Genomic DNA, 20,746 nt, shown 5'->3' on the forward strand with positions numbered 1-20,746 from the left:
CGTGGCGCCCGGCGGGGCCCCCGATTTGGGCGGCCCGGCCGGGGGGTGGTTGGCTGGCCGCACACCCCGAGAAACCAAGTGCTGGAGGAAGTGCAATGGCGCAGGTCGAGGCCACCACGGAACGGGTCATCGCGGCGGACGCGGAGGCGGTGTTCGACGCTCTGGCCGACTACACCGGCACGCGCGCGAAGCTGCTGCCCGAGCACTTCAGCGAGTACGAGGTGCGCGAGGGCGGCGACGGGCAGGGCACCCTCGTCCACTGGAAGCTCCAGGCCACCAGCAAGCGGATCCGCGACTGCCTGCTCGAGGTGAGCGAGCCCACCGACGGCGAGCTCGTCGAGAAGGACCGCAACTCCTCGATGGTCACCACCTGGCGCGTCACCCCCGCCGGCGAGGGCTCCTCGCGCGTGGTCGTCTCCTCGGTCTGGAACGGGGCGAGCGGTATCGGCGGCTTCTTCGAGAGGACCTTCGCGCCCAAGGGCCTCGGCCGGATCTACGACCTGGTGCTCGCCAAGCTCGCCACCGAGGTGGAGAAGCAGCCCCAGGGCTGACGTCGCGGGGTGCACCGCCCAAGAGCCGGTTCTTCAGGGCGGGTTGCGGTCCTCACCGGTTCGAGTGGATCTCTGCGTCGCGGGGCGTTACGCCGTAACTCGTCGCGCTTGCCAGCAGTTGTCGCGTAAGCGGCAATTGTGCGAGTAGGCGCGACGAGGGGAGCGGTACGTGGGCGGGATCACTCTGGTGAAGGACGAACCGGCTGCCGCACCCCCGCAGGACCGCCCGCCACCGGCCACCGGCACGGCCCAACTGGGCCCGCGCCAGGTCCGGTTGGTCTTCCTCGGGCTCATGCTCGCGCTGCTGCTCGCGGCGCTGGAGCAGATGATCGTGGCCACCGCGCTCCCGAAGATCGTCGGTGAGCTGCACGGCCTGGACAAGATGTCCTGGGCGATCACCGCCTATCTGCTCACCTCCACCGTCGGACTCCCCGTCTACGGCAAGCTCGGCGACCTCTTCGGCCGCAAGGGCGTCTTCCAGTTCGCGATCGTCGTCTTCGTCATCGGCTCCGCGCTGGCCGGCTGGTCGCGAACCATGGACCAGCTGATCGCCTTCCGCGCGCTTCAAGGCGTCGGCGCTGGTGGCCTGATGATCGGCGTGCAGGCGATCATCGCGGACATCGTGCCGCCGCGTGAACGCGGCCGTTTCATGGGTCTGATCGGCGCCGCGTTCGGCGTCGCCTCCGTCGCGGGACCGCTCCTCGGGGGCTATTTCACCGACCACCTCTCCTGGCGGTGGTGCTTCTACTTCAACGTGCCCTTCGGCCTGCTCACCCTCGCCGTCGTCACCGTCGTACTGAAACTGCCGAAGCCCCGCAGCAGAGCGCGACTGGACGTGCTGGGCGCACTGCTGCTCGCCGCCGCGTCGACCTGCCTGGTCCTGCTGACCAGTTGGGGCGGCACCGAGTACGCGTGGGGCTCGCGGGTCATCCTGGGGCTCGGCGCGGGCGCGCTCGCCGCGACGGTCCTCTTCCTCGTCGCCGAGCACTACGCGGCCGAACCCCTCATCCCGCTACGGCTGTTCAGGGACGGCGTCTTCAACATCACGGCGCTGGTCGGCCTGGTCGTCGGCGTCGCCCTGTTCGGCGCGGCCAGCTACCTGCCGACGTTCCTCCAGATGGTGGACGGGGCCTCGGCGACCGAGTCCGGGCTCCTGATGCTTCCCATGATGGGCGGCATCGTCGGCGCGTCGATCGTCTCCGGACAGCTCATCAGCCGGACCGGCCGCTACAAGGTCTATCCGATCCTCGGCGGCGCGCTCTCGGTCCTCGGCATGTGGCTGCTGTCCCGGCTCGAGGTCGACACACCCAGGCTGCACTACAGCGTCTGGATGGCGGTGCTGGGCGCCGGAATCGGCATGGTGATGCCGGTGCTCGTCCTCGCCGTGCAGAACTCCGTGCGCCCGGCCGACCTCGGCACCGCCACCAGCGCCAACAACTACTTCCGGCAGATCGGCGGCAGCGTCGGAGCGGCCGTCTTCGGCACCCTGTTCGCCAACCGGCTGGCCGACGAACTCGCCGGCCGCCTCCCCGCGGGCGGGGGGACGGGGGTCCCGGAGTCCGAGTCGCTCACCCCGCAGCTCGTCCACGCGATGCCGGCCGCCCTGCGCGACACCTACGTCGAGGCGTACGCGCAGGCCATGCCGCGGATCTTCCTCTACCTCGTGCCGGTGCTGGTTCTCGGCCTGCTCATCGCCTTCTTCCTCAAGGAGACCCCCCTGTTGACCAGTACAGAGTCCTACGACGCTCCCGCCACCGACGCCGAGCGCGCACCGCTCGCACCCCTCCCGCAGGCCCGCACGTCGTACGCCGCCGGTCTCCCCGTGTGCGGCACCGTGCAGCACCCCGACGGCACCGTCGTACCGCGTGCCGCCCTCACCCTGATCGACGTCGCGGGACAGCAGATCGGGCGGGGCGCCAGCGCCGAGGACGGGCGGTACGCGCTGTCCACGCCGGGATCGGGGTCGTACGTCCTGATCGCCGCGGCGGGCGGCCACCAGCCGCAGGCGGTCTCGGTGACCGTCGGTGAGCGCCCCGTGGAGCTGGACGTGGTGCTCGGCGGGGCCGGACGTCTCGCCGGAAGCGTGCTGACCGCGGACGGTACGCCGGTGCGCGAGGCCATCGTCACGCTCACCAACGTCCACGGCGAGGTGGTCGCCACCACCCGCAGCGGGCGCGAAGGGGGCTATGTCATCACGGAGTTGGTGGCGGGCGAGTACACCGTCGCCGCCAGCGCGCCCGCCTTCCGCCCGGCCGCCCTCCCCGTCAGCGTGCAGGCCGCCCGCGAGACCCGCCAGGACGTCGAACTCGCGGGCGGCGCCGTGCTGCGCGGCACCGTGCGGGCCGGCGGCGGACGCCCCGTCGAGGACGCGCGCGTGACGCTCCTGGACGCCGCCGGGAACGTGGTGGACACACTCACCACGGGCGCGGACGGAACGTTCAGGTTCGTCGACCTGTCCTCCGGCGAGTACACCGTCATCGCGGCGGGCTACCCCCCGGTGGCCACCGTGCTCCAGGTCGCCGGGGGCGGCAGGACGGAACGGGACCTGCAACTGGGCCACGAGGACTAGTCATTTGGGCACGAGAACCGGTCATCGCTTAGGTCCCGGCGGCGCCGGCGCTACTCGTGGGTTCAATTCCGCCAATGCCACACATCGCGACGGACCGCCGCCGTACGGTAGTAATGGCGGCACAGATCTTCCGGAGCCGTGGGGAGAGAGGGCCTGGGCCATGGACCGTGGCACCGACGCGGGCGCGACTCCCAGCCGCGGAGCTGGGAACGGCGCGGTGGAGAACGCCGCCGCCGGCCGTATCCCGCTGGCCGTGGTGGTCGTGGACCGCGACGGCCTCGTCTCGCACTGGAGCACCGGTGCGAGACGTCTTTTCGGCGCCTCCAAGGAAGACGCGGTGGGTCGCTCCGCCGTCGACCTGCTCCCGGTCTCCGGCGCACTCCCCGATGACGAGGACACGGCGCCCTACGGGGGGTACGCGGCGTACGACGGACTCGGCCACGATCTTGAGTCCTCCCTCGACGGGCGGCTCTCCTACCCGGCCGCCGGGCGCGCCCGCCTCACCGTGAGCGGTCCCGACCGCGTCGACGTGCTGTGGTGGGCGTACCCGCTGGTGGGCCCCGGCCCCGAGCGGCTGCTCGTGCTGGCCGCCGACGCGGGCGCCATGAGCCACGAGGACGACGAGGCGGGTGTCGAGCGCATCGCGCCCGGCTTCGCCCTGCACACCGACTTCCCGGGCGCCGAGGAGCTGGCCAGGCAACTGCCCTCCATCCTGCCCAGCATGAGCGTCGGCGAGGGCATCAGGATCGTCTCGCAGATTCTCGAACTGGGCTATCCGGTACTGGAGTTCAGCCAGAACGACCGGGTGCCCGTCACCCCCGACTGGGGCGTACCCCGGCGCGCCGAGCGCAAGGCGCGCCGTGAGCGGGCGGCCAGGGCGGCGGCCACCGGTGAAACCCTGCCGGTGGACGTGCGGGACGAGGGCGAGGACCTCGAATACGTCGCCGTACGCGAGCGCCTGGAGTTCCTGAACGAGGTCAGCGGACGCATCGGCACCTCGCTGGACCTCGCCCAGACCATCCTCGAGGTCAGCCGCGCGGTGGTGCCACGCTTCACCGACGTGGCGGGCACGTATCTGCGTGAACAGGTCGTCGCCGGTGAGGGGTTCGACGAAGGGGTGCCCGACACGACGACCATGTGGCACCGGGTCGCGCTGGAGCACACGGACGAGCCGGGCCGCTGGGACGACGTCGTGCCGGTCGGCGAGGCCATGCCCTTCCCGGCGCACACGCCGTTCTTCCAGTGCATGACCACCGGTGAGCCCGTCCTCGTGCCGCGCATCAGCGAGCAGATGGGGCACATGATCGCCGCGCAGTTCGAGAAGCGCGACATCCGGCCGCTCATCACCCACCGGTCCATGCTGGTCGTACCCCTGAAGGCCCGCAACGCGGTCCTCGGGTTCATGATCCTGCTGCGCCACCCCGAGCGGGTCGAGTTCAACGACATGGACCGCGTGACGGGCGCCGAACTGGCCGCCCGCGCCGGGCTCGTGCTGGACAACGCGCGCATGTACACGTACCAGGAGAGCGTCGCCGAGACCCTCCAGGACAGCATGCTGCCGCACATCGCGCCGCGGATGGCGGGCTGCGACATCGCCACCCGCTATCTGCCCGGCACTCTCCTGGGCCGGGTCGGCGGCGACTGGTTCGACTCGGTGAAGCTGCCCGGCTCCCGGACCGCCCTCGTCGTCGGCGACGTGATGGGTCACGGCCTCAACTCGGCAGCGATGATGGGCCAGTTGCGCACCGCCGTCCAGACCATGGCCGCGCTCGACCTGCCGCCCGCCCAACTCCTGCGCAACCTCGACGACCTCGCCCAGCGGCTCGGCGACAACTACCTCGCGACCTGCCTGTACGCCGTCTACGACCCGATCGCGGGCGAGCTGCACCTCGCCAACGCCGGTCACATCCCGCCCGTCGTCGTGCGCGCCGCGGACGGCCACAGCGACCTCCTCGACCTGCCGACGGGTGCGCCGATCGGAGTCGGCGGGGTGCCCTTCGAGGCGGTACGCGTGCGAGTGGAGCCCGGCGATCGGCTCGTGATGTGCACCGACGGACTGGTCGAAGTACGCGGCGAGGACATCGGTGTCGGTCTCGCCACGCTCTGCGAGTCCGCCGCCCACCCGGCGGCGTCCATGGACGACGCCTGCGACACCATCATCCGCGCGCTCAACACCCGCGGCGGCCGCAAGGACGACGTGGCGCTGCTGATGGCCCGCCTGAACGGCATCGAACCCGAGGACGTCGCCGAATGGCGGCTCACGCTCGACCCGGTCGAGGCACGGCGGGCCCGTGCCGTGGTCCGCGAGCAGCTCCACGTCTGGGGGCTGGCCGCGCTCGCCGATCCGGCCGAGCTGATGGCGAGCGAGCTGGTCACCAACGCCGTACGGCATGCCCACAGCCGCCATGTCGAACTGCGCCTGGTGCGCGGCGAGACACTGCTGTGCGAGGTGGACGACGACGACCACACGCTGCCGACCCTGCTCAGCGCCGGTCCCGGTGACGAGTCCGGGCGCGGTCTGGGCGTCGTCAGCACGCTGTCCCGCGAGTGGGGGGCGAGCCGTACGACCGCAGGCAAGACCGTGTGGTTCGAACTGACGCTGCCGCGACGCCGCTAGCCGACCGACCAGGCAGTCCGGTCGGTCGGCGGTGGCGGGTGCGCGGGGCGAGGCCCAGGGGGCGTACGCCGGAGTACGCGTGTCGAAGGTGCCGTGAAGGAATGCGCCACGCGCTTGTGGCTGTGACCAAGGCGCGATAAACCGATCTGGCCCCGTCTCCCGACGGGTCGGCGTCGCAACCCCGGGAGTTGGGCATGAGCGTGACGAGTCGGTACAAGGAGGCCTGGGAGGGCTTCTGGCGCGAGGCCCCCGACGAACAGGGTGCGGTGTTCTGGGACGCGGAACCCGTGCTGACCGCCGGAGTTCACCTGGCCCGCTTCGAACCGCGCATGGTGGACTTCGAGTTGCCCCTGGTCGACCTGGGCTGCGGCAACGGCACACAGACCCGGTTCTTCGCGGAGCGCTTCACCCGGGTCGTCGGCGCCGACATCTCCGCCGCCGCTCTCGACCACGCCCGCCGCGCCGACCCGGAGGGCAAGGCCGAGTACCGGCTGCTCGACTCCGCCGAGAAGAGTGAGGTCGAGGCGCTGCACGCGGAACTCGGCGACGTCAACGTCTACATGCGCGGCGTGCTCCACCAGTGCGAGGCCGACGACAGGCAGGCCCTCGTCGACGGGATCGCGACGCTCATCGGCGAGCGCGGCCGGGCCCTCCTGGTCGAGCTCTCGGAGAACGCGCGCCCCCTCCTGATGGGCCTCGCGCAGGGCCCCGAGGGCCCGCCCCCCAAGCTGCGGCCGGTCCTGGCGCACGGAATCGTCCCCGGCGAGGTCGCGGACGCCGCGGTCCCCGTGTACCTGGGCGCGGCGGGTCTGACCGTGCTCGGCAGCGGTGAACTCCCGCTCATCACCACGGAGTACACACCGGACGGAACCCGGATCGAGCTGCCGTCGGCGTGGCATGTGGTGGGGCGGGAGGGCTGAGGCGAAGGCCGGTGCGGTGCCTGACTGGGCACCGCACCGGCCCGCGGTCCGGCTAGAGGCTCTTCCAGAATCCGAGGTTGTGCTCCTCGTCGAACCGTGTGGAGGCCCTGGAACAGGCCGCCGGGGACGCGCCGCTCGACGGCGCGGTGTCGCAGGCGGAGAGTGACATCACGGCGCCGGTCCTGGTGCGGTACTTCGGCCAGGCCGGGGTACGGCTGCCGTTCGGGTCGCCGTTCGCGGCGAAGTGGCCCCAGTAGCGGATCATCTGCTCGGACAGTTCGAGCTGGTCGTCGTCGTACGGCATGGTCTGGCCGAGGTAGTCCCAGAGGTAGCCGAGATCGTCGACGTGGACGGCGCCGCCGAACGGGAAGTTCCGCGCGGTCTCGCTCTTCTGCTGGATCAGGAAGATCGAGGTGAAGTGCGGGGTGTCGCTCTCGGCGAACTCGTAGGCGTAGGTGGGCGTCCAGCGCGAGAGGGTGCCCATCAACTGGGCGCGGGCGTACGAGGTGGAGTCGTTCTGCGCCGAGGTCCACGCCTCACCGGGCGTCTTGTAGGCGCTGAGCGGGTATTCGGCGAGGACCTTGCCGGCGTCGGTGCCGTAGGCGGTCCTGATCTGCGCCTCGTACTGGGCGGCGGTCATCGGCTTGCCGAGGTGGTCGTAGTTCTGGAACGTGGACAGGCCGCGTTCGCTGTTGGTCTGGCCGAGCACGACGGGGACGCGGCTGAACCTGCCCGACTCCACGGCGACCGCCGGGTCGGCCGGGAAGGCGGCGCCGCCGAGAGAGGGCCGTACGGCGGCCTTCTGCTGGGCCGTGACGATCGCCGAGGCGGGCTTGGCACGCAGGCAGGCGAGCACGTCGGACGCGGTGGAGCAGCCGATCTCCTTGACGAAGGCCCGGCTCTGCGTCTCACCGGCCGCCGCGGACTGCATCCCGCAGCTGCCGCTCATGATGCCCGCGCGGGCGAACAGGCCCTTGGCGGTGGGCGAGGCGAGCTGGGCGCAGACCGAACTGGCGCCGGCGGACTGGCCCGCGATGGTGACGTTCTTCGGGTCGCCCCCGAAGTTCGTGATGTTGGACCGCACCCAGCGCAGCGCCGCCTGCTGGTCCAACAGACCGTAGTTCCCGGCGCCGTCGGCGCTTTCGGTACGCAGCTCGGGCAGGTTGAGGAAGCCCAGCGGGCCGAGCCGGTAGTTCACGGTGACGACGACCGAGCCCGTCCGCTCGACGAACTTGCGCGGGTCGGTGTCCTGCCCCGCGCCGCCGAAGTAGCCGCCGCCGTGGATCCAGACGAGGACCGGGAGGCGGCCCTTCGTGCCCTCGGGCACATAGACGTTGAGGCCGAGACAGTCCTCGGTGGTGGTCGGATTCTCGTAGCCGGGATCCCAGCCGGACGGCTGGGCGCAGCGGTCGCTGAACTCGGTGGCGTCCCGGACGCCCTTCCACTTCGCCGCGGGCTTCGGAGCGGTCCACCGCTGGGCGGCGGTGGGGGACGCGGCGTAGGGGATGCCGAGCCACTCGTCGTAGTGGGTCCGGCTGCTGCCCCTGACCTTGCCGTCGGTGGTTTCCACGACGGTGGAGGTGGGGCGTCCGGAGCTCTGGGCCGACGCGCCGGTCGACATGGAGTTCGCGAGGCCCAGGCCGAGCAGCCCCGCGAGGGCCAGGGCCGTACCGATTCTTCCGTTGACTGTCCTGCGGCTCATCGATACCTGCTTCCTGCTGAAGGAATGGGGTACACCGGCCCGGCAACGTAACCTCGCGGCAATACTGTCAGCAATATGTGCGACAAAATCTCCTACAACTCTTGAAGCGATCCCGGGCGGCGACGAGGTCCGGATGTTCAACCTTGAGCGGCCCGCACGGAGGTTCTTGGCCCGTCGCCTTCGCGGCGCGTAACGTGACGCGGCATGAAGATCCTCATCAGCGCCGACATGGAAGGCGCCACCGGGGTGACCTGGCCGGCGGACGTGCTGCCCGGGACGCCGCAGTGGGAGCGGTGTCGTTCGATGTTCACCTCGGACGTGAACGCCGCCGTGCTCGGGTTCTTCGACGGGGGCGCCGACCAGGTGCTGATCAACGAGGCCCACTGGACCATGCGGAACCTGCTGCTCGAGCAGTTGGACGAGCGGGCGGAGATGCTCACCGGGCGGCACAAGTCGCTGTCCATGGTGGAGGGCGTGCAGCACGGTGACGTGGACGGTGTCGCCTTCGTCGGCTATCACGCGGGCGCCGGCATGGAGGGCGTCCTCGCGCACACCTACCTGGCGAACTCCGTCACCGGGGTGTGGGTGAACGACGTACGGGCCAGCGAGGGGCTGCTCAACTCCCACGTGGTCGCCGAGTACGGCGTGCCGGTCGTGCTCGTCACCGGGGACGACCTGGCCTGCGAGGACGCCATCGGCTACGCGCCCGAGGCGTTGAAGGTCGCCGTCAAGGACCATGTGTCGCGGTACGCGGCGGTGTGCCGTACACCGGCCAGGACCGCCGCCGACATCCGCGCGGCGGCGAGGGAGGCGGCGCCCCTGGCGGTCCGTCAGGAGCCGCTCGTGGGCGGCCCGTTCACCGTTGCGCTGGAGTTCGACGCCGAGCACCTGTCGATGGCGGCGACGGTGGTGCCGGGCGTCGAGCGGGTCGGGGAGCGGAAGGTGGCGTACACCAGCGGCACCATGTACGAGGGAATTCGCACGTTCAAGGCGGTCACGACGATCGTGTCGGCCGCGGTGGAGGAGCAGTATGGCTGACGCGTCGGCACTGGATGAGGTCGTACGGTTCACCTCGGACCTCATCCGCATCGACACCACCAACCGGGGTGGCGGGGACTGCCAGGAGCGCCCGGCCGCGGAGTACGCCGCCGCCCGGCTGGCCGAGGCGGGCCTGGAGCCCGTCCTCCTGGAGCGCACCAGGGGACGTACGAACGTCGTCGCCCGCATCGAGGGCACCGACCCCTCGGCCGACGCGCTGCTCCTGCACGGTCACCTGGACGTGGTGCCCGCGCAGGCCGAGGACTGGAGCGTGCACCCGTTCTCCGGGGAGGTCCGTGACGGGGTGGTGTGGGGGCGCGGCGCCGTCGACATGAAGAACATGGACGCGATGATCCTGGCGGTCGTGCGGGACTGGGCGCGGACGGGCGTACGGCCCAGGCGCGACCTCGTGATCGCGTTCACCGCCGACGAGGAGGCGAGCGCCGAGGACGGCTCCGGCTTTCTCGCCGACGTTCATCCGGGCCTTTTCGAGGGGTGCACCGAGGGCGTCAGCGAGTCCGGGGCGTTCACCTTCCACGACGGCGCCGGGCGCGAGCTCTATCCCGTCGCGGCGGGCGAGCGCGGCACCGCATGGCTCAAGCTCACCGCGCGCGGCCGGGCGGGGCACGGTTCCAAGGTCAACCGCAGCAACGCGGTGACGCGGCTGGCCGAGGCCGTCGCGCGGATCGGGGCGCACGAGTGGCCCCTGCTGCTCACTCCGACCGTGCGCGCGGCTCTCACCGAACTCGCCGCCGTATACGGCATCGACCCCGACTTCGAGGATGTCGACGGCCTGCTCACCAAGCTGGGTCCCGCCGCCACGCTGGTCGAGGCGACCGTGCGCAACAGCGCCAACCCGACGATGCTGAGCGCCGGTTACAAGATCAACGTGATTCCGGGGGAGGCCGTCGCGTACGTCGACGGCAGATACCTCTACGGCGCCGAGGACGAGTTCCGCTCGACCCTCGACCGGCTCACCGGACCGGACGTGGAGTGGGAGTTCCAGCATCGCGAGGTGGCGCTCCAGGCGCCGCTGGAGTCGGCGACGTACGCGAGAATGCGGGCCGCCGTCGAGGAGTTCGCTCCCGAGGGGCATGTGGTGCCGTACTGCATGTCCGGCGGCACGGACGCCAAGCAGTTCTCGCGGCTCGGCATCACCGGCTACGGCTTCTCGCCGCTGAAGCTCCCTAAGGAGTTCGACTACCAGGCCCTTTTCCACGGCGTCGACGAGCGCGTGCCCGTCGAGGCACTCCACTTCGGCGTCCGCGTACTCGACCGCTTCCTCCGAACGGCCTAGGACTCCGGGAAATGGGGAGAGTGGGGGACATGGTGCAGACCCTGGCGTACGGATCGTGGCCCTCGCCCATCGACGCGGCGCTCGCCGCCGCGCACGACGGACATCCCGAGTCCGTCGGATTCGTCGGCGACGAGACGTGGTGGACCGAACCCCGGCCCACCGAAGGCGGGCGGCGCACGCTCGTGCGGCGGAGGGCCGACGGCACGGAGGAGTCGGTGCTGCCCGCACCGTGGAACGTGCGCAGCCGCGTCATCGAGTACGGCGGACAGGCCTGGGCCGGCGAGATGCGCCCCGAAGGACCGCTGGTGGTGTTCGTCGACTTCGCCGACCAACGGCTGTACCTGTACCAAGTCGGCGAGGAGCCGCGGCCGTTGACCCCCGTGTCGCCCGTCGGTGGTGGACTGCGCTGGGTGGACCCGCGGTTGTGTGCCGAGCGGGGCGAAGTGTGGTGCGTACTGGAGGAGTTCACCGGGGACGGACCGACGGATGTGCGGCGGGTCGTGGCCGCCGTACCGCTGGACGGTTCGGCGGCGCGGGACCGGGGCGCCGTGCGTGAACTCAGCGACGGACGCCACCGGTTCGTCACCGGGCCCCGGCTCTCGCCCGACGGCCGGCGCGTCGCCTATCTCGCCTGGGACCATCCCCGGATGCCCTGGGACGGGACGGAACTGATCGTCGCCGAGGTGGCCGACGACGGCACCTTCGGGGAGGCCCGCACAGTCGCCGGCGGGCCTGACGAGTCGATCGCGCAGGCCGACTGGGCCCACGACGGCGCCCTGTTGTACGCCGGTGACCGCACCGGCTGGTGGAACCTGTACCGGGACGGTGTGCCGGTGTGCCCGCGTGAGGAGGAGTTCGGCGGGCCCCTGTGGCGGATCGGCCACCGCTGGTTCACGCCGCTGGAGGACGGACTGATCGCCGTCGTCCACGGCCGGGGCGCCACCGCGCTCGGCATCCTGGACCCGGAGACCGGTGAGGTCGTCGACGCGGCGGGCCCCTGGACCGAGTTCGCCCCGACGCTCGCCGCGCACGGCAGCCGCGTCCTGGGCATCGGCGCCAGCCCGCGCAGCGCGTACGAGGTCGTCGAACTGGACGCCCGCACCGGACGCGCCCGGGTGACCGGCGCCGCGCACGACGACCCGGTGGATCCCGCGTACTACCCGGAACCCCTGATCCGCACCTTCACCGGACCCGACGGGCGCGAGATCCACGCGCACATCTACCCGCCGCACCAACCCGGCCACGTCGCGCCCGACGACGAGCTGCCGCCGTACGTCGTCCACGCGCACGGCGGCCCCACCAGCCGGGCGCCCCTCGTGCTCGACCTGGAGATCGCCTACTTCACCTCACGCGGCATCGGCGTCGCCGAGGTCAACTACGGCGGGTCCACGGGGCACGGGCGGGAGTACCGCAACCGGCTGCGCGAACAGTGGGGTGTCGTCGACGTCGAGGACTGCGCGGCCGTCGCGCTCGCACTGGCGGACGAGGGCACCGCCGACCGGCGGCGGCTCGCCGTCCGCGGGGGGAGCGCGGGCGGCTGGACGACCGCCGCGTCCCTGACGAGCACCGACGTGTACGCCTGCGGCACGATCCTCTACCCGATCCTCGACCTCGCCGAATGGGGCTCGGGGGAGACCCACGACTTCGAGTCGCAGTACCTGGAGACCCTGATCGGGCCGCTCGCCGAGGTGCCCGCCAGATACGCGCAACGGTCGCCGTCCGAGCACGCCGACCGGATCAGCGCGCCCTTCCTGCTGCTCCAGGGCCTCGACGACGTGATCTGCCCGCCCGCGCAGTGCGAGCGGTTCCTCGCCAGGCTGGAGGGGGAGGGGCAGCGGGTTCCGCATGCCTACATCGCCTTCGAGGGCGAGGGGCACGGCTTCCGGCGGGCCGAGACGATGGTGCGGGCCCTGGAGTCCGAACTCTCGCTGTACGCACAGGTGCTGGGGCTGAATCCGCCCGGTATCCCGACATTGGAGCTCGCCAAGTGAAGCCGTTGACCCGCCCCGCCCGACTCGTCCCGGGCGCCCGCGTCGCCGTCGTCGCGCCCAGCGGACCCGTGGTCGAGGAGCGGCTCCAGACCGGGCTCGACATCCTCCGCGGCTGGGACCTGGACCCCGTCGTGGCACCCCATGTCCTGGACCGGCACCCCGAGTTCCCCTACCTCGCGGGCAACGACGCCGACCGGGCCGCCGACTTCCAGGCCGCCTGGTGCGACCCGGACACGGCCGCGGTGTTCTGCGCCCGCGGCGGATACGGGTCGCAGCGGATGATCGACCTGCTCGACTGGGACGCGCTGCGGGCCGCGGGCCCCAAGCTGCTCCTCGGCTTCAGCGACATCACCGCCCTGCACGAGGCGTTCGCGGCCCGCCTGGGGCTCGTCACCCTGCACGGGCCGATGGCGTCCGCCCTCGACTTCCTCAAGAACGCGCGGGCGCAGGAGCATCTGCGGGCCACCCTCTTCGAGCCGGAGACCGTGCGGACCATCGAGTCCGCCGGACGCGCCGTGCTGGTCCCCGGCCGGGCCCGCGGAGTGACACTCGGCGGCTGTGTGAGCCTGCTGGCCGCCGAACTGGGCGCGCCGCGGGCGCGGTCCGGCGCGGCCGGCGGACTGCTGATGATCGAGGACATCGGCGAGGAGGCGTACCGGCTGGACCGCATCCTCACCCAGCTCCTGCGGGCCGGCTGGCTCGACTCGGTCGCCGGGATCGCGCTCGGCTCATGGAAGCACTGCGGGCCGTACGAGGGGCTGCGTGCCGTGTTCGCCGACCGGCTCGGCGGGCTCGGCGTGCCCGTCGTGGAGGACTTCGGCTTCGGGCACTGCGAGGGAGCACTCACCATCCCCTTCGGCGTCATGGCCGAACTCGACGCCGACGCGGGGACGTTGACGCTGGACGAACCCGCGCTCGTCTGACGGCGCGGTCACTCGAATCGCCGTCGAGAAACACCTGGCACGGTGATTGACCCGGACCGACGGCTGTCACAGCATGATTACCGGTCGGTAAGTAGCGGCCGCGCCCGTCGAGTCGTGCCCGGCCGAGTGGTGCTCGGCCGAGCCGTGCTCACCCGCGTGCCAAGTCGGGTTGTCCTCAGTGTGGAGGTCTTCGTGTCCCGTCGTTCTCGTGTGTCCGGATCCCGTGTCCCGCTGGCCCTGGCCCTCGGTGCCGCGCTCACGGCGCCGCTCGCGTTCACCGCGCCCGTCGCCGCGGCCACCGGTCAGTACACCGTCACCGCCCTGAAGTTCACCGTCCAGGCCGGTGGCCGCACCTGCACGATCGACGCCGACCTGTACCGGCCCGCGGGCGTGGACCGCCGGCACACCGCGCCCGCCGTACTCGCCACGAACGGCTTCGGCGGGAGCAAGTCGGACGGTTCGACGGACGCCGTCGGCAAGGCGTTCGCGGCCCGCGGATACGTCGGGCTCGTCTACTCGGGGCTGGGCTTCGGCCGCTCGGGCTGCCTGATCTCCCTCGACGACCCGCGGATCGACGGCGTGGCCGCCTCGCGCCTCGTCGACTTCCTGGGCGGCACCCGCGCCGCCGACGACGGAACGGAGGCCGACTTCGTCACCCGCGACGGCAGGGGCGACCCCCGGGTCGGCATGATCGGCGGCTCGTACGGGGGCGCCGTCCAACTGGCCGCGGCCGCCGTGGACCACCGCGTCGACGCACTCGTCCCGATGATCACCTGGAACGACCTGTCGTACTCGCTGGACCCGAACAACGCCGCCGGCGCCCGCACCGTACCCGGCGCCTTCAAGTGGCAGTGGACCAACGGCTTCTACCTGATCGGCGAGGGCCAGCCGCTCACCCCGGCGAACCTCGACCCCTCCCACGTCGGCTCCGCCACCTGCCTGCACTTCGTGAGCGACGCCTGCGACACGATCCGGACGCTGAACTCTGGGACCTACCCGGCCGCGAAGACCGGCCCGCTGCTCCACTACTCGCGCAGCGTCTCGCCCGTCTCCTACCTCAGGAAGGTGAAGGCACCCACCCTCCTGGTCCAGGGACAGGCGGACAGCCTCTTCAACCTCAACGAGGCGACAGCGACGTACAAGACCCTCAGATCGCAGGGCACGACGACCAAGATGATCTGGCAGTCCTGGGGGCACAGCGGCGGCCGCACCGACCCGGCGAGCGGTGAACTCAACCTGGTCCAGGGCAACTTGGAGTCGAGCTACGTCGGCAAACGGATCCTCGCCTGGTTCGACCGCTACCTCCGGCACCGCAAGGGCGTCGACACGGGCCCCTCCTTCGCGTACTACCGAGACTGGATCACCGACCCGAACGGCACCTACGCCACCGCCCCGCGGGTGCCCGCGCTCAGCCAGAGGCTCTACCTCTCCGGCGACGGCAAGCTCGTCGACAACCGCAGGAAGGTCGTTCGCGGCAGCCGGGAGTACACCAACGGGCCGCTGCCCACCAGCCACTCCGAGAACTCCCTCGCCGGGATGGCCGGGCTGCCCGATCCGGCTCCGTACGACACCGAGGGGACCTACCTCGGGTGGACGAGCGCGCCCCTGACCCGTTCCGTCGATGTCGTCGGCGCGCCCAGGGCCACCCTGAAGGTGGTCTCGCCGAAGACCGAGCTGGTGCAGAACTCCGGCGACGCCGCCGACAAGCTGGTCCTCTTCGCCAAGCTGTACGACGTGGCACCCGACGGCACGAAGACGCTGGTGCACCGGCTGGTGGCGCCGGTGCGGGTGCCCGACGTGACCAGGAGCTTCACCGTCTCGCTGCCGGGGATCGTGCACCGGTACGAAGCGGGACACCGGCTTCAGTTCGTCGTCGCGGCCAGCGACGACGCGTACTTCGGGAACCGGGGGGTGAAACCGGTGACGATCACGAGTGCGCCGGGGAGGACCGGGGTCCTGGAGCTGCCGGTGGCCGGGGACTGAGTCACCCGGAGGAACCTCCCGCCGCGCGTGGCACCGCCTCGAGACCCATGCTGAGCGCATGAGCCCGAAGACCTCCGAAAACGCCGGTGTGGGTGGCGGCAAGAGTGGTGGCGGACTGGTGACGCCCACCAGGGTCAGCGTGGTCGCGCTGGCCCTGCTCGCTCTGATCTTCATCTTCGAGAACACCCGGAGCACCAGGATCAGGCTGCTGATCCCGGAGGTGACCATGCCCCTGTGGATGGCGCTGCTCGGCACCGCGGTCATCGGCGCGCTGTGCGGGGCGTACTTCATGGGGCGGAGACGATGAGGGGCGGACACACGTTCGCGTAGGCTGGCCGGATGCCTGAGAACGCCCCCGGCCACCTCGCTTCAGGTCCTCGTGTGGGCATCCGGCCCTACACCTACGAGGACGCCGCGGAGTTCACCGCCCGGGCCCGGGAGAGCAAGGATCTGCACCAGCCGTGGCTGTTCCCGCCCGTCAGCGCCGACACCTACGCCGCTTACGCGAGGCGGCTGATCGAGGATCCGACGAAGGCCGGGTTCCTGGTGTGCGAACTCTCCCGGAGCGGTGAGGGCGCCGGAGGGGCGATCGCCGGGTTCATCAACATCAACAACATCGTCGAGGGCGGCTTCCTCTCCGGGGCGCTGGGCTACGGCGCCTTCGCCCACGCGGCCGGCCGGGGACTGATGGGCGAGGGGCTCGGGCTCGTGGTCCGGCACGCCTTCGGCACGATGCGGCTGCACCGGCTCGAAATCAACGTGCAGCCCGGCAACGCGGCCTCGATCGCACTCGCCCGGCGGTGCGGGTTCCGGCACGAGGGCTTCTCGCCGGACTTCATCTACATGGACGGGGCCTGGCGGGACCACGAGCGGTGGGCGATCACCGTGGAGATGATCCGGTCCCGCTGACGCCGGCGGGCTCCGTCGGCGAGGATGTCCGCCATGCGCAACCTCGTCGTTCTGGACGCCCCCTCCAACCTCGGGCTGCGCCCGCCCGCGCCCGGCACCGTCCCCGGCTGCTACAAGCTCGCCGGCGCCCTGCGCGAGCAGGGGATCGTGCGGCGGCTCGGTGCGCTGGAGGGCGGGGTCGTCGTACCGCCGCGCTACGACCGGGGCGAGTGGCAGGAGGGCGACGGGGTCTTCAACGCCGTAGCCATCGCCTCCTACACCCGCAGGCTCGCCGACCGGATCGAGCACCATGTCCGTGCCGGTGACCTGCCGGTCGTCCTCGGCGGCGACTGCTCCATCCAGCTAGGCGCCTCGCTCGCGCTGCGCCGCATCGGACGGTTCGGACTCGCCGCCGTCGACGGCTCGGCCGACTTCCGGCATCCCGGGAACTCGGACCGGATCGGGGCGGCGGGCGGCGAGGAACTCGCCCTCGCGACCGGCCGCGGGCAGGACGACCTCACGGACCTGGAAGGTCTGAAGCCCTACCTCAGGGACGAGGACGTACGGCTCTTCGGCATCCGGGACTACGACACCGACCGGGACGAGCTCGCGGCCCTGAAGATCCCGACGGCCACTGTGGGCGAGCTGCGGGAGTGGGGTGCGGACGCGATCGCCCGGGCCGTCGTGCAGACGCTGGAGCTTCCGCACCTGGACGGCTTCTGGGTGCACCTCGACGCCGACTGTCTCGACCCGTCCGTGATGCCCGCCGTGGACAGTCCCGACCCCGACGGGCTCCTTCCTGACGAACTCCTCGCGCTGCTGCGTCCGTTGGTGCGGTCGCCGCGCTGCGTCGGGCTCAACGTCACCATCTACGATCCCGATCTGGACCCGGAGGGGGTGGCGGGGGCGCTGCTCGCCGATCTTGTGGTGGGGGCGTTCGGGGAGGCGTGAGGTTGGGTTTATCGCTCCCTCCGCCCCCTGCCCGTCCCTTGTTCCTGGGGCTCCGCCCCAGACCCCGCTCCTCAAACGCCGGATGGGCTATTTCTTAGCCCGTCCGGCGTTCGAGGGCGAGCGCGTCAGCGCGAAGCGGGTGCGGAGGGGGCGTGTTACTCCCCGGCCCGGCGGTCCACGTACTCGTACACCGCTCCGTCGGGATGCATCGCGATCAGGTTGCGGCCGACAGGGGTCGCCACCGGGCCCGCCAGGACGTGGGCGCCCGAGTCACTGAGGACGCGGTAGGCCTCGTCGACGTCCTTGACGGCGATGGTGGCGGCGACCTTGCGGAGGACGTCCAGTTCGGCCGGGGGTCCGCTCATGAGGAGGAAACAGCCGACCGCAGCGACCGAGACACCGCCGCGCTCGAAACGCAGGGCCTGTCCGCCCGCGAGTCTCTCGTAGAACGGGACCGAAGCCTCCAGGTCGTCGACGCAGATACGCAGCGTGGCTCCCAGAATCTCCATACCGCGAAGCCTAGTTGGGGCAGGCCGGGGACGAGATCCCTTCGGCGGGATCCGGGGCGGCGTGCCGTCGGTCTTTCCCGGCTCGCCCCGGACCGGTGACCGGGTGAACCCTGGATACGGGTGAAACGCCTGGCGCCCGTGCGTTTGGGTGCTCTGACCAGGGGGACGCGGAAGGTCCCGTACGAGCGACACCGCCGGAGGCGAACTGTGAGTCGACCCCGCATTGTGATCGTCGGTGCCGGATTCGCCGGGTATCGGACGGCCCGCACCCTGGCCCGGCTGGCCCGGCACAAGGCCGACATCACCCTGCTCAACGCGACCGACTACTTTCTGTATCTGCCCCTGCTGCCCCAGGTCGCCGCCGGAATCCTGGAGCCACGCCGCGTCACCGTCTCGCTGGCCGGCACCCTGCCGCACGTCCGGCTCGTGCTCGGAGAGGCCGACCGTGTCGACCTCGAAGCGCGCGCCGTGCACTACACGGACCCCGAGGGCGACACGGGCGCGCTGCCGTACGACCGGCTCGTGCTCGCCGTCGGCAGCGTCAACAAACTGCTGCCCGTGCCCGGGATCGCCGAGTACGCGCACGGTTTCCGGGGTCTGCCCGAAGCGCTGTACCTACGTGATCACGTGACCCGGCAGGTGGAACTCGCCGCCGCGTCCGACGACCCCGAGAGCAGTGCCGCGCGATGCACCTTCGTGGTGGCCGGCGCCGGCTACACCGGCACCGAAGTCGCCGCGCAGGGACAGCTGTTCACCGACGCACTGGTACGCAAGCAGCCGCTGCCCGAGGACGTGCGGCCCCGCTGGCTGCTGCTCGACACCGCCTCGCGCGTTCTGCCCGGACTGGATGAGGGGCTCTCCGTCACCGCCGACCGCGTGCTGCGGCAGCGAGGCGTCGACGTGCGCATGAAGACCTCCGTCCAGGAGGCGACCGAGACCGGAGTGCGGCTCAGCGACGGGGAGTTCGTCGACACCCGGACGCTGGTGTGGTGTGTCGGCGTACGGCCCGATCCGCTGGTCGAAGGGCTGGAACGGCCCCTTGAGCACGGGCGGCTGCTCGTCGACCCGTATCTCCAAGTGCCCGGCCAGTCCGAGGTGTTCGCCTGCGGAGACGCGGCGGCGGTACCGGACCTGGATAAGCCGGGGGAGTACACGCCGATGACGGCGCAGCACGCCTGGCGACAGGGTAAGGCCGCCGGGCGCAACGTCGCCGCCTCGATCGGCATCGGCGAACGGCATGCCTACCGGCACCGTGACCGGGGCTTCACCGTCGACCTCGGCGGGGTGAAGGCCGCCGCCAACCCGCTGGGCATCCCGCTGTCCGGCCCGATCGCCGGAGCCGTCACCCGGGGCTACCACCTCGGCGCGATACCCGGAAACCGGCTGCGCGTCGCGGCCGACTGGGCTCTGGACGCCGTACTGCCGCGCCAGGCCGTGCAGTTGGGCCTGGTCCGCTCGTGGTCGGTGCCGCTGGAGACCGCGTCGCCGGAGCTGGCGCGGGTGGGGGGTGCGCGCGGGAGGTCCGCCGACGCCCACCCCGCCGACAACCACGCCCACGCCGACACTTCCGCGAAGCCCGCCGCGGCGTCCGCGAAACCCACCCGCACGCCCACAAGGCCCACCCGCACGCCCACAAGGCCCGTCGGTACGCCGGCAAAGCCCGCCGGCGCGTCCGCGAAACCCTCCGACTGGCCGGACGAGCCCGCCGAAAGCCCCAAGGAGCCCGAAAGCGACCGCCGGGATGAAACATCATGAACACCGGCCAACTCGCCGACCGCGCAGAGCGGTTGCCGGTCGACAGCGTCCGCGCCTCCGACGCCGCGGGCTCCGGGCACCTCACGTCCTCGATGTCCGCCGCGGAACTGATGGTGGTCCTGCCGGCCGACCATCTGCGCTGTGACTTCGACCTTCTGGTCCCCGCGAGTTTCCCGATTCGGGCGATCTAGGCACCCTTGCGGCAGAGGATTTCTCCGTGCGGGACGGAGAACCAGCCGTCCTCCCGCCGCGCCCACTCCCGCCAGCCGGCCGACACGGCCCGCAGCTCCTCCACGGTCGCGTGACCGCCTTCCGTGGCGCGGTCCGCGTACGCCGAGGCCAGCGTGCGGTCCGCCCACAGGCCGCCCCACCACTCGCGCTCGTCCTCGGTGGCGAAGGTCCAGGTGCTCGACGTGGCCGTGACATCCCGGATGCCGGCCGCCAGTGCCCAGGATTTGAGACGGCGTCCGGCGGCCGGTTCGCCGCCGTTGGCGCGGGCGACACGCAGATACAGGTCCTGCCAGTCGGCCATGCCCGGCACCTCGGGATACCAGCTCATCGCCTCGTAGTCCCCGTCGCGGACCGCGATGAACCCGCCCGGCCTGGTCACCCGGTGCATCTCGCGCAGCGCCTGGACCGGGTCGCCCACGTGCTGGAGCACCTGGTGGGCGTGGACCACGCAGAACGTGTCGTCCGGATAGTCCAGCGCGTGTACGTCCGCGACCGCGAACTCGATGTTCCCCAGGCCGCGTTCGGCGGCCGTGGCGCGGGCCTGGTCCAGGATTCCCGGCGCGTGGTCGACGGCGGTCACCTGCCCGTCGGGGACGAGCTCGGCCAGGTCGGCGGTGATCGTCCCCGGCCCGCAGCCGATGTCCAGGATCTTCATGTGGGGCTTCAGCGAGTCGAGGAGGTACGCCGCCGAGTTGGCGGCGGTGCGCCAGACGTGCGAGCGCAGCACGGACTCGTGGTGGCCGTGCGTGTAGACGGCGGTCTCCTGCGACTTCGACATGACGGGTGCCCTTCTCGTCTCCTCGGCGGATACGCATCACCGT

General features: G+C 71.4%; 17 protein-coding genes. 14 read left to right on the plus strand and 3 right to left on the minus strand.

Annotation, left to right across the window (positions count from 1 at the left end):
• The first annotated feature begins 95 nt into the window (after positions 1–95).
• The 4 genes from ACIBLC_RS02580 (at position 96) to ACIBLC_RS02595 (ending at position 6,657) form a co-directional block, all read left to right on the plus strand.
• Positions 96–551: an SRPBCC family protein gene (locus ACIBLC_RS02580; protein WP_399208765.1), complete on the plus strand. Its 456-nt coding sequence runs from the start codon at positions 96–98 to the stop codon at positions 549–551.
• A 169-nt stretch (positions 552–720) separates the two neighbouring features.
• Complete coding sequence (locus ACIBLC_RS02585; protein ID WP_399208766.1) at positions 721–3,120, plus strand: MFS transporter; 2,400 nt, start codon at positions 721–723, stop codon at positions 3,118–3,120.
• A 160-nt stretch (positions 3,121–3,280) separates the two neighbouring features.
• Positions 3,281–5,737, plus strand: coding sequence for a SpoIIE family protein phosphatase (locus ACIBLC_RS02590; protein WP_399208767.1), 2,457 nt, complete (start codon positions 3,281–3,283; stop codon positions 5,735–5,737).
• A gap of 194 nt (positions 5,738–5,931) precedes the next feature.
• Positions 5,932–6,657, plus strand: coding sequence for a class I SAM-dependent methyltransferase (locus ACIBLC_RS02595; protein ID WP_399208769.1), 726 nt, complete (start codon positions 5,932–5,934; stop codon positions 6,655–6,657).
• A 52-nt stretch (positions 6,658–6,709) separates the two neighbouring features.
• On the opposite strand, the gene ACIBLC_RS02600 is transcribed toward ACIBLC_RS02595, so the two are convergent.
• Complete coding sequence (locus ACIBLC_RS02600; RefSeq protein ID WP_399208770.1) at positions 6,710–8,359, minus strand: carboxylesterase/lipase family protein; 1,650 nt, start codon at positions 8,357–8,359, stop codon at positions 6,710–6,712.
• 204 nt (positions 8,360–8,563) lie between these two features.
• On the opposite strand from ACIBLC_RS02600, the gene ACIBLC_RS02605 reads away from it, so the two are divergent.
• From ACIBLC_RS02605 to ACIBLC_RS02640, 8 genes are all read left to right on the plus strand, one after another.
• The gene (locus ACIBLC_RS02605; protein ID WP_399208771.1) at positions 8,564–9,397 is read left to right on the plus strand and encodes a M55 family metallopeptidase; all 834 of its coding nucleotides are present in this window, start codon (positions 8,564–8,566) and stop codon (positions 9,395–9,397) included.
• Positions 9,390–10,694: a M20/M25/M40 family metallo-hydrolase gene (locus ACIBLC_RS02610; RefSeq protein ID WP_399208772.1), complete on the plus strand. Its 1,305-nt coding sequence runs from the start codon at positions 9,390–9,392 to the stop codon at positions 10,692–10,694. The genes ACIBLC_RS02605 and ACIBLC_RS02610 overlap by 8 nt, the downstream gene beginning before the upstream one ends.
• A 29-nt stretch (positions 10,695–10,723) precedes the next feature.
• Positions 10,724–12,685 carry a prolyl oligopeptidase family serine peptidase gene (locus tag ACIBLC_RS02615; protein ID WP_399208773.1) on the plus strand — a complete coding sequence of 654 codons (1,962 nt, stop codon included), beginning with the start codon at positions 10,724–10,726 and terminating at the stop codon, positions 12,683–12,685.
• Complete coding sequence (locus ACIBLC_RS02620) at positions 12,682–13,608, plus strand: LD-carboxypeptidase (RefSeq protein ID WP_399208774.1); 927 nt, start codon at positions 12,682–12,684, stop codon at positions 13,606–13,608. The genes ACIBLC_RS02615 and ACIBLC_RS02620 overlap by 4 nt, the downstream gene beginning before the upstream one ends.
• A gap of 180 nt (positions 13,609–13,788) precedes the next feature.
• A complete protein-coding gene (locus ACIBLC_RS02625; RefSeq protein ID WP_399209265.1) occupies positions 13,789–15,591 on the plus strand; it encodes a CocE/NonD family hydrolase in 1,803 nt (600 codons plus the stop codon).
• Between the two features lie 58 nt (positions 15,592–15,649).
• On the plus strand, positions 15,650–15,898 hold the full coding sequence (locus ACIBLC_RS02630; protein ID WP_399208775.1) for a DUF1049 domain-containing protein: 249 nt from the start codon (positions 15,650–15,652) through the stop codon (positions 15,896–15,898).
• A gap of 32 nt (positions 15,899–15,930) precedes the next feature.
• Positions 15,931–16,500, plus strand: coding sequence for a GNAT family N-acetyltransferase (locus ACIBLC_RS02635; RefSeq protein WP_399208776.1), 570 nt, complete (start codon positions 15,931–15,933; stop codon positions 16,498–16,500).
• Between the two features lie 33 nt (positions 16,501–16,533).
• Entirely contained in the window at positions 16,534–17,430 is an 897-nt protein-coding gene (locus tag ACIBLC_RS02640; RefSeq protein ID WP_399208778.1) for an arginase family protein, read from the plus strand.
• A 155-nt stretch (positions 17,431–17,585) separates the two neighbouring features.
• On the opposite strand, the gene ACIBLC_RS02645 is transcribed toward ACIBLC_RS02640, so the two are convergent.
• A complete protein-coding gene (locus ACIBLC_RS02645; RefSeq protein ID WP_399208779.1) occupies positions 17,586–17,939 on the minus strand; it encodes a VOC family protein in 354 nt (117 codons plus the stop codon).
• Positions 17,940–18,146: 207 nt separating this feature from the next.
• Here ACIBLC_RS02645 and ACIBLC_RS02650 point away from each other — a divergent pair, with 207 nt between their 5' ends.
• Positions 18,147–19,694: an NAD(P)/FAD-dependent oxidoreductase gene (locus ACIBLC_RS02650; RefSeq protein WP_399208780.1), complete on the plus strand. Its 1,548-nt coding sequence runs from the start codon at positions 18,147–18,149 to the stop codon at positions 19,692–19,694.
• On the plus strand, positions 19,691–19,885 hold the full coding sequence (locus ACIBLC_RS02655; RefSeq protein WP_399209290.1) for a hypothetical protein: 195 nt from the start codon (positions 19,691–19,693) through the stop codon (positions 19,883–19,885). The genes ACIBLC_RS02650 and ACIBLC_RS02655 overlap by 4 nt, the downstream gene beginning before the upstream one ends.
• Here ACIBLC_RS02655 and ACIBLC_RS02660 read toward each other — a convergent pair.
• Positions 19,882–20,703, minus strand: a complete 822-nt coding sequence (locus tag ACIBLC_RS02660; RefSeq protein ID WP_399208781.1) for a class I SAM-dependent methyltransferase — start codon at positions 20,701–20,703, stop codon at positions 19,882–19,884. The two genes, ACIBLC_RS02655 and ACIBLC_RS02660, sit on opposite strands and share 4 nt — an antisense overlap.
• Between the last annotated feature and the right edge of the window lie 43 nt (positions 20,704–20,746).

The organism is Streptomyces sp. NPDC050535 (assembly GCF_044457665.1).
GTDB lineage: Bacteria > Actinomycetota > Actinomycetes > Streptomycetales > Streptomycetaceae > Streptomyces.